The organism is Mesorhizobium loti (genome assembly GCA_014189435.1).
Lineage (GTDB): Bacteria > Pseudomonadota > Alphaproteobacteria > Rhizobiales > Rhizobiaceae > Mesorhizobium > Mesorhizobium loti_G.
In genome coordinates this window covers 1206480-1221559 of the sequence record CP050293.1, presented here as the reverse complement: position 1 = coordinate 1221559, position 15080 = coordinate 1206480, and the positions used below count along the sequence as shown (strand labels likewise).

The 15080-nt window shown below is 63.3% G+C and carries 9 protein-coding genes; 4 read left to right on the top strand and 5 right to left on the bottom strand.

The genetic code is table 11. From position 1 onward, the window contains the following. Positions 1-2: 2 nt before the first annotated feature. Both HB777_05935 and HB777_05930 read right to left on the bottom strand, forming a co-directional pair. On the bottom strand, positions 3-1925 hold the full coding sequence (locus HB777_05935) for a type I secretion system permease/ATPase (GenBank protein QND63490.1): 1923 nt from the start codon (positions 1923-1925) through the stop codon (positions 3-5). A gap of 157 nt (positions 1926-2082) precedes the next feature. Next, a complete protein-coding gene (locus HB777_05930) occupies positions 2083-5232 on the bottom strand; it encodes a hypothetical protein (protein QND63489.1) in 3150 nt (1049 codons plus the stop codon). Positions 5233-6051: 819 nt separating this feature from the next. Between HB777_05930 and HB777_05925 the strand changes: the two genes are divergently transcribed. After that, positions 6052-6747, top strand: coding sequence for a response regulator transcription factor (locus tag HB777_05925; protein QND63488.1), 696 nt, complete (start codon positions 6052-6054; stop codon positions 6745-6747). Positions 6748-6888: 141 nt separating this feature from the next. Here HB777_05925 and HB777_05920 read toward each other — a convergent pair whose 3' ends face one another. Beyond that, positions 6889-7326 (bottom strand): VOC family protein, encoded by a 438-nt coding sequence (locus tag HB777_05920; protein QND63487.1) that lies wholly within the window; start codon positions 7324-7326, stop codon positions 6889-6891. 254 nt (positions 7327-7580) lie between these two features. Here HB777_05920 and HB777_05915 point away from each other — a divergent pair, with 254 nt between their 5' ends. From HB777_05915 to HB777_05905, 3 genes are all read left to right on the top strand, one after another. Next, positions 7581-10142, top strand: a complete 2562-nt coding sequence (locus tag HB777_05915; protein QND68676.1) for an EAL domain-containing protein — start codon at positions 7581-7583, stop codon at positions 10140-10142. A 273-nt stretch (positions 10143-10415) separates the two neighbouring features. Continuing rightward, positions 10416-11984, top strand: coding sequence for an FAD-dependent oxidoreductase (locus HB777_05910; protein ID QND63486.1), 1569 nt, complete (start codon positions 10416-10418; stop codon positions 11982-11984). A gap of 94 nt (positions 11985-12078) precedes the next feature. Beyond that, entirely contained in the window at positions 12079-12732 is a 654-nt protein-coding gene (locus tag HB777_05905) for a glutathione S-transferase family protein (GenBank protein QND63485.1), read from the top strand. 63 nt (positions 12733-12795) lie between these two features. Here the strand turns inward: HB777_05905 and HB777_05900 are convergent, their stop codons facing one another. Continuing rightward, on the bottom strand, positions 12796-13149 hold the full coding sequence (locus HB777_05900) for a hypothetical protein (GenBank protein QND63484.1): 354 nt from the start codon (positions 13147-13149) through the stop codon (positions 12796-12798). 87 nt (positions 13150-13236) lie between these two features. Continuing rightward, the gene (locus HB777_05895; protein QND63483.1) at positions 13237-14859 is read right to left on the bottom strand and encodes an ABC-F family ATP-binding cassette domain-containing protein; all 1623 of its coding nucleotides are present in this window, start codon (positions 14857-14859) and stop codon (positions 13237-13239) included. Positions 14860-15080: the final 221 nt, after the last annotated feature.

The following is a 15080-nucleotide window of genomic DNA, read 5'->3' as shown; positions in this document are numbered from 1 at the left end:
CCTCACTCACCCGCCGCCGCGACAGGCGGCGTCGCCGGCTCTTCGGTGGCGAGCCTGAGCCGCGGCACGCCGGCCACCGCCGGTTGCGGCCGCGGAAACAGCTTGGCCAGAACCTCGTCCTTGAGGCCGAACGCCTGGACGCGACCCTGGTTCATGGCGAGGATGAAATCGACCGTGACGAGCGCGCTAGGCCGATGCGCCACGAGCACGACGATGCCGCCACGCTGCCGCACCGAAACAATCGCCTGGAACAGCGCCTGCTCGCCTTCGGCGTCGAGGTTGGAGTTCGGTTCGTCGAGCACCACCAGGAAAGGATCGCGATAAAGCGCGCGGGCCAGCGCGATGCGCTGGCGCTGGCCGGCCGAGACAGCCTCGCCGAGTTCGCCGATCTGCGTCTCGTAACCGTCACGGAACCCGACGATGAGATCATGCGCGCCGGCCGCGTTGGCGGCAGCGATGATCAACGCGGGATCGGCATCGGGCTCGAAACGCGCGATGTTCTCCGCGATCGAGCCGGCAAACAGCTCGACGTCCTGCGGCAGATAGCCGACGAAGCGGCCGCGATCCTCCGGCGACCACTGGTCGAGGTCGGCGCCATCGAGCCGGATCCTGCCGGCGGCCAGCGGCCAGGCCCCGACAAGTGCCCTGACCAGCGTCGACTTGCCCGAGCCGCTCTGGCCGATGATGCCGACGGCATGTCCCGCTTCCAGCGCAAAACTGGCGTCCTGTACCAGCAGCCGCTGCGTGCCCGGCGCCGCGACGCTGACGACCTGCATGAAGACGTGGCGGTGCGGCTTCGGCATCGCCATCGGCTCGGCATCGGCCGGCACGGCGGCGAGTATCCTGGTCAGCCGCTGCCAGCCTTGCCGCGCTGTCAGGAAACCTTTCCAGTTGGCGATGACCAGATCGACGGGCGCCAGCGCGCGACCGCTCAGGATCGATGCGGTGATGATAATGCCGGCCGTTGCCTGCTGCTCGATCACCAGCCAGGCGCCGACGCCGAGCATCGCCGATTGCAGCAGCATCCGCAGCACCTTGGACACGGCGCCGAAACCGCCGGCGATATCGCTGACGCTACGCTGCTCGGCAAGATAGTCGCGATTGGCCTCTTCCCAGCGCTTGGCCATCCGTCCGCCCATGCCGAGTGCCGCGATGATTTCAGCGTTGCGGTTGCCGGCCGTGGTCAGGCCGTTGCGGATGATGCCGGTCTGGGTGCCTGATGTGACCGGCTTGCGCGTCAGCCGCTCGGCAAAGACGGTCAAGAGCACCAGCACGATCGCCCCGACCAGGGCCGTCAGGCCGAGAATCACGTGGAACATGAAGATGATGGCCAGATAGAGCGGCAGCCACGGCAGATCGAACAGCGCGGTCGGGCCGGTGCCAGACAGGAAGGTCCGCACGCTGTCGAGATCGCGCACCGGCTGCATGCTGTCGCCGTTGCGCCCGACCTTGAGCGGCAGCTTGAGGACACTGGAATAGATGCGGGCGCCGAGCGCCTCGTCGAGGGCGCCGCCGATGCGCACGAGGATGCGGCCGCGGATGAAATCGAGCAAGCCTTGCCCGGCATAGAGGATGGCGACGAGCAGGCTGAGGCCGATGAGAGTCGGCACGCTGCGGCTCGGCAGCACGCGGTCGTAGATCTCGAGCATGTAGATCGAGCTGGACAGCATCAGCACGTTGAGAACGCCGCTGAACAGCGCGATGGCGATGAATGCCGAGCGGCAGGATTTGATCGCCGCCGCGAGTTCCGATCCTTGCTTCCGGGCACCGGGCCTTGCAGCGCTTCGCGCTGTCGCCGCGATGCCGGGGGCGGCGTCCGGGCCGGTTTCGGCGGTATCGGGACTGCGTCCACGAAACAGCAGAACAGCGCCAAATCCCGCCACCGCCAGGCAGAGCAACCAGACGCCCGGCGATGCCGACAGCATTCCGCCGAGTCCAATAAAAAGGGCGCAGGCGATCAAAACCAGGCCCAAGGACCTGATCCTGGCCTGCGCCGAGTTGAAGATAGTGGAGAGCCTTCCCATGCCAATCACGCGGGCGGCGCTGCGGCAAGGCACCCGGCCGAAAGGCCGGACGCCGGCCTCAGGCGATGCCCGTCAGGCCTCCCACGTCATGCAGCGTGAGCCAGAATTGATCCAGCGTGTTGGGATGCTCGTCGATGATGTTGGTTCCGTTGAACCAGGCAACGTGACCGTCCGGCCCGGATGTCACCAGTTGATCCTGGTTGAACCACATCAGCGCGTTCTTCAGGCCCTCGCCGTCGGCCTCCTTGCCGCCGTTCCAGTCGGTGATGCCGGAACCCGCGTCGGTGACATCGACATATTTCGTCCACGCAATCGTGTTTGTCTTGACCGCATTACCCGCCAGCGCCGTGCCGGCGTTGTTCTGATCGACAATGCCGTCATTGTTGGTATCGACATTGACGCCGAGCCCTGACCAGGCGCCCTGCCCCTTCAGCCACATCACCGCCTCGTCGATCAGATCGTTGGGCTGCGCAACGTGGTTGTCGATGTTGAGCTGGGTGGCGATCGCCTGGGACAGCATGATCAGCCGCGCGTCGCCGCCGGTCGAGCTCGATTCGATGGCCTTGGCCAGAGAGATCGAAATCAGGAGGTCGTGCGCGTCGTTGGCAATGCCGTCGCCGTTGCTGTCGCCGAGCAGCAGATAGCCGTCGGTGCGCGGATTGATGTCGAGGCTGGACAGGACGCCGCTGGCGAACGCGCTCTTGGTCGGATTGCCCTCATTGTTGGCAACATTGTCCCAGGCATCCGTGTGGCTGCCCCAGAACCCTTGCGTCAGCGCCTTGTTCGAGAAACCCTCATAGTCGCTGCTGTCGGTGGCGGTCGGGATAACTGAATGTCCGGCCGTGTCGGCATAGGCATTGGTGGTGGCCGTTGCATTGTTGACGTAGCTGCCGAGTTGCGCGGTCCCCGTAGCCTTGAAATGCCAGACCTCGTCCGTATCGAGCAGGTTGTTGTGGTTGATGTCGCCGCTGTTGAAGCCGCCGCTGGTTATCGCCGTGGCATTGAAGTCATCGCCGGTGCCGAGCGTGCCATTGTCGTCCTTAACGACGACGTTGGCGAGCGCGACGTTGCCGTCGTTCTTGACATCATAGGTCCAGGTCACGGCCTGGCCCTGGAAGATGTTGAGGCCGTGGTCGACGCCGTTGGTCTTCTTGTCGAGCGTGATATGCGGATTGGCGCCGAAGTAGCTGGAGCCGTCCGTGTCCTCGGGGGCGGCAATGTGGCCCGCGGAATCGGTGAATGAACCCGTCGCCGTGCCGATATTGCTGTAAGCACCGATGCCCGCCACGCCGGTGCCGGTGAAGGTCCACGCCTCGGTTAGATCGAGTTGGCCGTCCAAATCGGTATCGCCGACATTGAAGCCCCCGCTGAGGACCGCCGTGACAGCCACGCCCTGGTCGTCGGCCACGTTGATGCCCGAGAGCGCGACGTTGCCGGTGTTGGTCACCGTGTATCTCCACGAGATCGGCTCACCGGCCAAGATGGTCAGACCGTCGCCGGATGTCGCGCCGTCGACCGTCACCTTGTCGATGTTGATCTTCGCATTGGCGCCGAAATAGCTGGAGCCGTCGGTGTCCTCGGGGGTGGCGGTATGGGCGGCGTCATCGGTGAACGAGCCTGAGGCCGTGCCGATATTGCTGTAAGCGCCGATGCCCGCCACGCCGGTGCCAGTGAAGCTCCACGCCTCGTCGGTGTCGAGCTTGTTGTCGTGGTTGGTGTCGCCGACATTGAAGCCGCCGCTCAGATCCGCCGTGACGACCACGCCCTGATCGTCGGTCACGTCGATGCCCGAAAGCGCGACATTGCCGCCATTGGTGACCGTGTATTTCCAGGAGATCGCCTCGCCGGCCAAAATGGTCAGGTCATCGCCCGAAGTCAGGCCGTCGACCGTTACCTTGTCGATGCTGATCTGCGCATTGGCGCCGAAATAGCTGGAGCCGTCGGTGTCCTCGGGGGTGGCGGTATGGGCGGCGTCATCGGTGAACGAGCCTGAGGCCGTGCCGATATTGCTGTAAGCGCCGATGCCCGCCACGCCGGTGCCGGTGAAGCTCCACGCCTCGTCGGTGTCGAGCTTGTTGTCGTGGTTGGTGTCGCCGACATTGAAGCCGCCGCTGAGATCCGCCGTCACGACCACGCCCTGATCGTCGGTCACGTCGATGCCCGAAAGCGCGACATTGCCGCCATTGGCGACCGTGTATTTCCAGGAGATCGCCTCGCCGGCCAAAATGATCAGGTCATCGCCCGAAGTCAGGCCGTCGACCGTTACCTTGTCGATGATGATCTGCGCATTGGCGCCGAAATAGCTGGAGCCGTCGTCGTCGGTAACGGTAACAGCTCCGGCCGAACCGGAAACGTGGCCGATATTGGCGTAGTTGTCGGCTATGGCCGTGCCGCTGCCGGTGAAGCTCCAGGTCTCGGTGGTGTCGAGCAGACTGTTATGATTGATGTCGCCGACGTTGAAACCGCCGCTAAGAACCGGCGTCACGACCACACCCTGATTGTCGGTGACGACGATGTCCGACAAGGCGACGTTGCCGGTGTTGCTCACGGTATATTGCCAGCTGATCGCATCACCGGCGAGCACGGTCAGGCCATCGCCGATCGCCGCGCCGTCGATCGTCACCTTGTCGATGCCGATCCCGGGGGTATCGGTGCCGGTGGCGGGCGTCGTCGTGGTGCGCCACTCCTCGAAGCCGCCATTCGATCCCGAGAAGCCGGAAAACAGCGTCACGTAGGAATCGGCGGTGACGCCGGCATCCGTGAAGGAACTGACCGGGATGAGCACCCTGTAATCATCCGTTCCCGATCCGTGATTGGCATCGATCAGCAGATGCGAGGTGTCCAGCGCGTAGACCGTATCAAAACCGGCAAACCCCGCAGTGTAGTCGGCAAGGGTGGCCCCGGAATCAGAGAGGTAGATCTTCAGATCTGTAAGCGTGATCTGGCCGTTCGTTGTGTTGTTGCTTTCGTTGAGATCCAGCCGGAATTCGATGTAGTCGACGCCATCGACGGTGATCGGAACAAGGTTGCCAAATTGCAGGCTGTGGGTGAAGGAGGCCTTGTTATCAAGCACATTGCCGTTCTGGTCGGTGTTGAAGCCCAACTCGACATTTGTCGCCTGCAGCCGCAGGAAGGAATCGTAGTTGCCGGTTCCTGATCCAATGGTCGTTGCCTCAAGAAGGGCATCATCGCCTATATCGATCGCCATGTTACTTCCTCCACATTGTTGTACGGTCGGCGGTCAAGCCGCCACCGTCTACCCAAGCCTGATTGCGGCGCCGGCGCAGAGCCTTCGGCTGTCCGCAAAATGCGGCCAGGCCGGCGAGCAATCGTTTCGTGACAAAAGCCTTGAACAGGAAAAGGGCTGGCGGAGAGACTGCTTCCCGGTCGCCAGACACAGCTATTCCCGGACGGAACTGGCCCGCCGTCGGACTGACTGTTACACCCACACCCAAAGCCCCAAACCCCTACACGATCCCCAACGATCGCCCAGACGTTAATAATTCCCAAACCATATTTCGCAGGTTGCAATACGATCGTCTATATATCCCCGGTTATAGACAGCAAGGCAGCGTTAATTTCGAAAAAGTGCTTATCGACAGAAAGAATAACCCTACCAGTCTGATTGAATTATTTACCAGAACGGAGTTTCACGGGGCGAAATATAAAATTTTTCTGGCGGCATCGGTGGATTTTCCAAGATGAAGACCAGCATCGGCACGCTGGAGCGGCGTCTTCTTTCAGTCCGATGTCGGGCGTCTTGCTAGAGGCACCGCTTCGGGATTAACTAAGCAACTGCTAATGTTTTGCGCAGCCGCGCTGCTTCTGTCAGCATGGCCTCACACTTCGGGGGATGCGGATCGGGTTGCGATGCCCGCTTCCGGCAAGAAGCAGTCACTGGCGTGTCGTGGAGACACGCAAAGGGAGAAGACGCCATGACCGAGCACGAGCCCAGGCCGCCACCCATCGCCGGCAATTTTCCGGCATGGAGCCGTGGCGCCAAGGGCCGGTTGCTGGCGAGCTGACGATGGTCACCACGGTTTTCGTCGCCGACGACCATCCGCTGCTGCTGCACGGCCTGACCGACCTGATTGCCCGCGACCCCGGTTTCCGGGTGGTCGGTTCGGCGCAGGACGGCACCGCCGCCATGGCCATGATCCGGCGCGACGTGCCGGATGTCGCCGTGCTCGACATCAGCATGCCGGGACTGAGCGGTCTCGACATCGCCGCCGAAATCGGCAGGCAGGGCCTTGCGACGCTTTGCGTGCTTTTGACGGTCGGCGCCTCGCAAGCCCAGCTTTACGACGCGGTCGCGATTGGCGTTGCCGGAATCGTGTTCAAGGAGTCCGCCGTCGAAGCGCTGCTCAGATGTCTCCACCAGGTCGCCGCGGGTGGCCGCTGGCTGCCGGCCGAGATTGTCGGCAAGGCCATGCAGAACGAGGCGTCGCGCCGGATCCAATGGCAGAAACTGTCGTCGCGGCTGACCAGGCGAGAGATGGAGATCACCCGACTGGTCGCCACGGAGACACCGTACGAACGTATCGCCTCAGATATCGGCATCTCGAAAGGGACGCTGAAGATCCATATGAACAACATCTACCGCAAATTGGAGGTCGCCTCGCGCGTGCAGCTTTTGCAGCTGTCCGCCGGCCAGATCGGATTGAGTGCCGCCAGCGGCTTTCGACATCAATTCGACCTCGAAAACCCGGCCGGGGACGCGTAGCCGCGCACCCACATCTCGCAGGTATTTCACCAATCCGCCCGGGTTGACGGCCTAATCGAGCCTAGCGAGAACGCGGCCGACCTCGAACAGGCGGGGCGCTCGCTGACATTGGTCATCCTGCCATTTGTCTTCATATTGCGTTCAGCCGAGTTCTTGGGCGAGTCCGATGAGAAGCCCTCCAGGCCCACGGATGTAGCAGAGCCGATACGCGTCCAAATACTGGACGACTTCGCCGACGAGCTGCGCGCCGCGCCTGCGGAGCCTTTCAAGCGTGTCGTCGATGTCGTCCACGGTGAACATGACGCGGAGGTAGCCTAGGGCGTTGACTGGGGCGTTGCGGTGATCCGCGACGACAGGCGGCGTGAGGAAACGGGAGAGCTCGAGCCGGCTGTGGCCGTCCGGCGTGCGCATCATGGCAATCTCGACATGCTGATCGCCCAGTCCAGTGACACGTCCGGCCCATTCTCCTTCGATTGTGGCCCGCCCTTCGAGCTCGAGGCCGAGCTCGCGAAAGAAATCAACCGCGCCTCCGAGGTCTTCGACGACGATTCCAACGTTGTCCATCCGCTTGAGCGCCATGTTTCCGATCTCCAAGGTGTCGTTCCAATCTACAAGGTGTCGCCTGGTCTAACAACGGACGCTTGAGGTGCCCCAACACCGATAGATGCTGAAACTTCCCGCCAGCCTGGAAGGGCAAATTTAAGCGTTTGCTACTAGATTCGGCCAATGGGCTCTTGTTCAGGAGAGGTATTCGGGTCGAATTGGTTACAACGGAACTCAGTCTCGGCCGCGTGAGACAGGCCGTTTTTTCTTCCGCCAACTTGCCGGCGGCGATTGCTTTTGTCGTGCTTTTGGCCTGCGCCGTCTTTGCCGACCAGCAGAACATCAGGGTCTCGGATCAGCTGGCGCGCGCCGATGTACTGGCCAAGGTCAACATCATCCGCGCCAAGCTCGAAGGCAACATCGGCGGAAATCTCCAGCTTGTTCAGGGGCTTGTCTCGACCATCGTCACGGAGCCCTATATGGGCCAGCAGAGATTTGCCTCGCTTGCCCGCAATCTGTTCCAGCAGAAATCGCAATTGCGCAACATCGCCGGCGCGCCCGACCTCGTCATCTCGCTGATGTACCCGATGCAAGGCAACGAGAAGGCGATCGGGCTCGACTATCGCAAGAACGAGGCGCAACGCACTGCAGCGCTTCGGGCGCGCGACAAGCGCGTGCTGGTGTTTGCCGGGCCGGTCAATCTGGCGCAAGGCGGGCGCGGCTTCATCGGGCGTATTCCGGTCTTTGTGCCGACGGCGGGCGGCGGCAACCGCTTCTGGGGCATCGTCTCGGCGGTTGTCGATGTCGGCCGGCTCTACACGGCGAGCGGGCTGACCAACCCCGAACTCGACATCGATGTTGCACTCACCGGCGCGGATGCGCTGGGCGGCGGCGGCGAACGTTTCTTTGGCGGCGACAATGTCGTGGCCGGCAACCCCGTGTCCGCCGACGTGCAGCTGCCTTCAGGCTCCTGGCGGATTTCGGCCATACCCAAGGGCGGCTGGCCAGCCGCTCCGAAGAATGAGTGGCTGCTGAGGGCGCTCATGACGCTGGCCGGCGCACTGGTGGTGCTGCCGATCCTCGTTGCCGGGCGGCTGTTCGGCGAAAGGCAGAAGAACTACGCCGAGCTGAGACGCCTGTCGGGTCGCCTTGAGCTGGCGCTGGAAGCCTCGGGCATAGGTGTATGGGAGCATGATCTCGCCACCAACGAACTGGTGTGGGACGACCGTGTCAACGAAATCTATGGCAAGCCAGCCGACGGCAAGCCACGCGGTTATGATGACTGGGCGCAGGCGATCCATCCCGAAGACATCGAGCGGGCCAAGCAAGACTTCGATTCGGCCGCCGCGAAAAAAGACCTCTACTCCTCACAATACCGGCTCCTGCGCCCCGACGGCGCTGTCCGACATGTGCGCACGCGCGCCAGCTTCTTCCAGGATATCGGCGGCACGCCAAAGCTGATCGGCGCCGAATGGGACGTGACCAGCGACGTGCTGCTCAACGAGACCCTTGTGCGCGAGCGCCAATTGTCGGAAGCGAAAAACGTCGAGCTGAAGCTTGCCAAGGCGCAAATCGAGCATGCGGCGCTGCACGATTCGCTGACTGGGCTGCCCAATCGCCGCTATCTCGACGAACTGCTGGCCGAGAATAGCGAGCCCGACCGCCACACGGCGCTGCTGCATCTCGACCTCGACCGCTTCAAGCAAATCAACGACACGCTCGGCCACGCCGCCGGCGATGCCATGCTGATGCATGCCTCGAATGTCATCAAGGCCAATGCGGGCGCAGCCGATTTCGTTGCGCGCATCGGCGGTGACGAGTTCGTCGTGGTGAGCTATGGGCGTGACGACGACCAGCTCTCGGCGCTCGCCGACCGCATCATCGAGGCGATGCGCCAGCCTGTCGATTATCGCGGCCATCCGTGCCGGTTCGGAGTGAGTATCGGCATTGCCGCCAACAACGGCGTCGACGCCAGGCAACAGCTTGTCAACGCCGATCTCGCGCTTTACCGGGCCAAAGGCCGTGGCCGCAACCGCTACGAATTCTTCAACGAAGAGCTGCAGAGCGAGATCGTGCGGACCAAGCAGACCGCCGATGAGATCCTGAGCGGGCTGGAGCGGCACGAATTCACCGCCTACTACCAGCCGCAGTTCGACGCCAGGACGCTCGAGATCGTCGGCGTCGAGGCGCTGTCGCGCTGGAAGCATCCGCGACGCGGCATCCTGGCCCCCGACGCCTACCTGAAGGTGGCCGAAGAACTCAATGTCGTGGCACTGATCGACCGCATCGTCCTCAAACACGCGCTGGAGAATTTCGAGCGCTGGTCGCGCAGCCATCTCAACATCCCGCGCGTGTCGGTCAACGTCTCGGCCAGGCGCCTGGAGGACAAGGACTTGATCGAGGGCCTGCGCAAGCTCGACATCAAGCCGGGAACCGTATCGTTCGAGCTGGTGGAGTCCATCTTCCTCGACGAGAACGATGATCTGGTCACCTGGAACATCGAGCACATCAAGGATCTCGGCATCGACATCGAGATTGACGATTTCGGCACCGGCTATGCCTCGATCGTCTCGCTGCTCAAGCTGCGGCCGCGCCGCCTCAAGATCGACCGCCAACTGATCACGCCCATCACAGGCTCGATGGCGCAGCGGCACCTGGTAGCGTCGATCATCGAGATCGGCAAATCGCTCGGCATCGAAGTGGTTGCCGAAGGCGTTGAGACGATGGAGCATGCGCGCATCCTGAAAGAGCTTGGCTGCGATATCCTGCAAGGTTACTTTTTTGGCCGCCCGATGGAGGCCAAGGCCTTCAAGGCCTTCGCCCAGTCGCGCAAATGGCTGGCCGCGGGGTAATAGCCCCTGCCCGGCGGCGTTGCCCCGCCTTGCCCGTTGCGGATCAATCGCCGCGAGATTATATAGCCCATGTCGGAAAAGGCAGACTTGGTTTGGTAAGCCCAAGTCCTTTCGCAGGCGAAATCCTTCGCCAGGGAAAGCTCTGGTCTTTGGCTTCGTGCACGAGATCCCCACGACGAACATCGGGCGCTTCCCAAGCGTTCAATCGTTCGTCCGTGTGGTGCTCAAGCTTGAGGAACGCTCCGGTCGAACATATCGACCAAGGAGTCTTCCATGAACGAGCGACATTCCCCTCTCTATGACGTCGTGATTGCCGGAGCCGGCCCCGTCGGCTTGTTTCTCGCCTGCGAACTGCGCCTCGCGAACCTTCGGGTGCTGGTGCTGGAGCAGGCCGAGGACCCGCGCTCCCCGTTGAAGCGGCTTCCATTCGGCATGCGCGGCCTCTCAGTGCCCACTCTTGATGCTTTCCACCGTCGCGGCCTGCTGAACGACATCGCGGCGCCGCAACGCACGAAAGATGACGCGGGCGGCGCTTCGGCTGCCGCGCATTGGATGCAACAGCCGCGCCGTCCGGGTGGCCATTTTGCTGGCATCCAGTTCTACCACGACAGCATCGACGCCTCGAAATGGCCGTATCGCCTGCCAGGTCCGGCCGGCACCAGCATGGCGGTCGAGATGGAGACCCTCGAATCCGCCCTGGCCGCGCGCGCGAGCGCGATGGGGGCTGAGATCAGGCGGGGCATCGGCGTCGAAGACCTCGACCAGTCGGACGAGGACGTGACCATTCGCGCCGGCGGCGAGACTTTTCGCGGACGCTGGCTCGTCGGTTGCGATGGCGGCCGCAGCACGGTTCGCAAGGCTGGAGGCTTTGAGTTCGTCGGCACCGATCCCGAATTCACCGGTTATTCGGTCGAGGTCGAGATGGCCGATCCCGACAAGCTCAACCCCGGCCGCCACTACACGCCGACCGGCATGTATACTTATTCGCCGCCCGGGGTGATCGCGATGGTCGATTTCGACGGCGGCGCGTTCCACCGGACCCAGCCGGTCACGCTCGACCAGGTGCAGGCGGTGTTGCGGCATATTTCCGGCACCAACGTCACGGTGACGGCGCTCCGGCTTGCCACCACCTGGACGGATCGCGCCTACCAGGCGACCGCTTACCGCAAGGGACGGGTGCTGCTCGCCGGCGACGCCGCGCACATCCATTCCCCGTTGGGCGGTCAGGGGCTCAACCTCGGGCTTGGCGACGCAATGAACCTTGGCTGGAAGCTGGCTTCCACGATCCGTGGCGACGCGCCGGCCGGTCTGCTCGACAGCTACTTGAGCGAACGGCATCCGGTGGGAGTACAGGTCCTCGACTGGTCGCGCGCCCAGGTCGCGCTCATGCGGCCGAGCCGGAGTTCGCGTGCGCTCGAAGCCATCATCCGCGATCTCATCGACACGCGCGACGGCGCGACATACTTCGCCGAGCGCGTCTGGGGCGTCTCTCTCCGCTACGATCTTGGCGGCAGCCACCCGCTGGCGGGCCGCAGCGCGCCCGACTTCGAGCTGGCCGACGGGACGAGGCTCGGCGAACGCCTCAGGGAGGGGCGAGGCCTGCTTCTGGACTTCGACATCAGTCCTCCCCTTCAAGCGCTTGCAAGCCATTGGAGCGGGCGGATCGCCTATGTCGCAGGTGACGCCAAGGAGCGGCTGGGCTTGAGCGCGGCGCTCGTGCGCCCCGACGGCTTCGTCGCCTGGGCCGCTGACGCCGCCCCTGACCCCGAGGAAGCTGCACAGGCCACGTCGTTGTGGTTTGGCGAACCCGAACAGCTTCGGCACGCGAAATTCCATGGCTAAAAAACAAGGTAAGGTGTCGGGAGTCGCGCCGGTCGTTCGTCCTCCGGAGGCAAGAGCGCAAGAACTGGACACCTGACAACCCCGGAGCCTTCCAATGACCCCGACAATCACAGCCTTTGAACAGTCGCCCGATGGCGGCAAGGGACTGGCGCGTGATACGCGGGTTCGCTGGGCGCTGGAAGAAGTGGGCCAACCCTACGAGGTTCGTCTCGTGTCGTTCAGGGCGATGAAGGAACCCGCACATCTGGCGCTTCATCCTTTCGGGCAGATTCCGACCTACGAAGAAGGCGATCTCGGCTTGTTCGAGTCAGGCGCCATCGTGTTCCATATCGCGGAGCGCCATGCGGGCCTGTTGCCGGACGATGCGAATGCAAGGACGCGCGCGATCACATGGATGTTCGCCGCGCTCAGCACGGTGGAGCCGCCGATCCTTGACCTCGCAATCGCCAGGATCCATGAGGGCGACAAGCCCTGGTCCGCGCAACGCATGCCTCTCGTCGAGGATCGCGTCCGCAACCGGCTGGGCCAATTTTCCCATCGCCTTGGCGATGCCGACTGGCTCGATGGCGCGTTCAGCGCCGGCGACCTGATGATGGTGTCGGTGCTGCTCAGGTTGAAAGCGTCGGGTATTCTGGGCGACTATCCGACCCTCTCCGCCTATGTCGCCCGCGGCGAAGCGCGGCCCGCCTACAAGCGTGCCTTTGATGCGCAATTGGCGGTCAACACCGGCGAGCAACCGATCGGCTGATGCGGGCCTTTCTCAGAGCCCTTCGCGGTCGCCTCCGCTTCGTCGCGAAGGGGGCAGTCGTGACTATGGATATTTCTGATTTGCGCTCGCAGGGCTTAAATCGCCCTGTAGCTCCTTCGGCAGTGGAAGGCTCGAGCATTGCAAGTGCACCTCGCGGGCAACCAACTTTCGTTGCTTCTGCTCGTGCTCCTTCACCGCCGCCAGGATCCCCAACCCGTACGGGCCAAGCGCGACGAATGCCCAACCCGGGTGCTGCTTCTCGCGAGCGTCGTAGGCCGAAGCCGCCGCCCTGGCTTGCTGGCATTGCGGCGACGCCCATTTCTGGTCCTGCTGCGAAAGCGACGCCCCATAATCGACCGGAGAGGTCGCGCATCCGGCAACTGTCGCGGCCAATGCGACGGACATGGCAATTCTCATCCCGAAGCCTTTCCTAACCACGGTGGGAGAGTACACAGAACTCTTCTCCCGACAAGCAGATCGCCGCGATGCTTGGACACCGTGTCCCTAGCTCCTCAACCCCGGCGCTTCCTGCCCGGTGCGCTCGACATATTCCGTATAGCCGCCACCATAGGTGTGGATGCCTTCGGGCGTCAGTTCCAGCACGCGGTTGGAAAGGGCCGCCAGAAAATGCCGGTCGTGCGAGACGAACAGCATGGTGCCTTCATACTGCGACAGCGCCGTGATCAGCATCTCCTTGGTGGCGATGTCGAGATGGTTGGTCGGCTCGTCCAGCACCAGCAGATTGGGCGGGTCGAACAGCATCAGCGCCATTACCAGCCGCGCCTTCTCGCCGCCTGACAGCACGCGGCACTTCTTCTCGATCTCGTCGCCGGAAAAGCCGAAGCAGCCGGCAAGTGCCCTGAGCGGCGCCTGACCGGCCTGCGGGAATGCATCCTCCAGCGTCTGGAACACGGTGCGCTCGCCTTCCAGCACTTCCATGGCGTGCTGGGCGAAATAGCCCATCTTCACGCTAGGCCCCCGCGCCACCGTGCCGGTGTCTGGGTCGGAAGCGCCGGCGACCAGCTTCAAAAGCGTCGACTTGCCGGCGCCATTGACACCCATGATGCACCAGCGCTCGCGGCGGCGGACCTGGAAGTCGAGCCCCTCATAGATGGAGCGGCTGCCATAACCCTTGTGGACATTCTTCAGCGTCACCACGTCCTCGCCGCAGCGCGGCGCCGGCTGGAAGTCGAAGGAAACGGTCTGGCGGCGCTTGGGCGGCTCGACGCGGTCGATCTTGTCCAGCTTCTTCACCCGGCTCTGCACCTGGGCGGCATGCGAGGCGCGCGCCTTGAAGCGCTCGATGAAGGCGATCTCCTTGGCCAGCATCGCCTGCTGGCGCTCGAACTGCGCCTGCTGCTGCTTGTCGGCGATCGCCCGCTGCTGCTGGTAGAATTCGTAGTTGCCGGAATAAGCGGTCAGCGAACCGCCATCGATCTCGACCACCTTGTTGACGATGCGGTTCATGAACTCGCGGTCATGCGAGGTCATCAAGAGCGCGCCGTCATAATTCTTCAGGAAGGATTCCAGCCAGATCAGGCTTTCCAGGTCGAGATGGTTCGACGGCTCGTCGAGCAGCATCGCATCCGGGCGCATGAGAAGAATGCGGGCCAGCGCCACGCGCATCTTCCAACCGCCGGAGAGTTTTCCGACATCGCCGTCCATCATCTCCTGGCTGAAACCCAGGCCATCGAGCACCTCACGGGCACGGCCATCGAGCGCATAGCCGTCGAGCTCCTCGAAACGGTGCTGTGCCTCGCCATATTTCTCGATGATCTCGTCCATCTGGTCGGCCTGGTCGGGATCGGCCATGGCCGCCTCGAGCGCAGCCATCTCGGCCGCCACGTCGCTGACCGGCCCGGCGCCGTTCATCACTTCGGCGACAGCGCTGTGGCCCTCCATGTCGCCGACATCCTGGCTGAAATAGCCGATGGTGACGCCGCGATCGACCTGCACCTGACCCTCGTCGGGCTGCTCCTGGCCGGTGATCATGCGAAACAGCGTCGTCTTGCCGGCGCCGTTCGGCCCGACAAGACCAACCTTCTCGCCCTTCTGCAGGGACGCCGACGCTTCGATGAAGACAAGCTGACGGCCGTTTTGCTTGCTGATGCTTTCAAGTCTGATCATGGGGAGTCCGGGGCTACGCCTGCGATGAAAGGATTTGCCCGGCGCCATACGCGAAGGACGGCCGCAAAGGAAGAGGCGCAAGCGCCGCAGCGCTTCACCCTCCCCCTTGTGGGGAGGGTCGGCGCACCGGCGTTGCGAAGCAAGGTCGGTGGGACGGGGTGGGGGCGCGGCGCTGCAAAAGACCCCCACCCCGCTCCGCTGCGCGGAGCGACCCTCCCCAC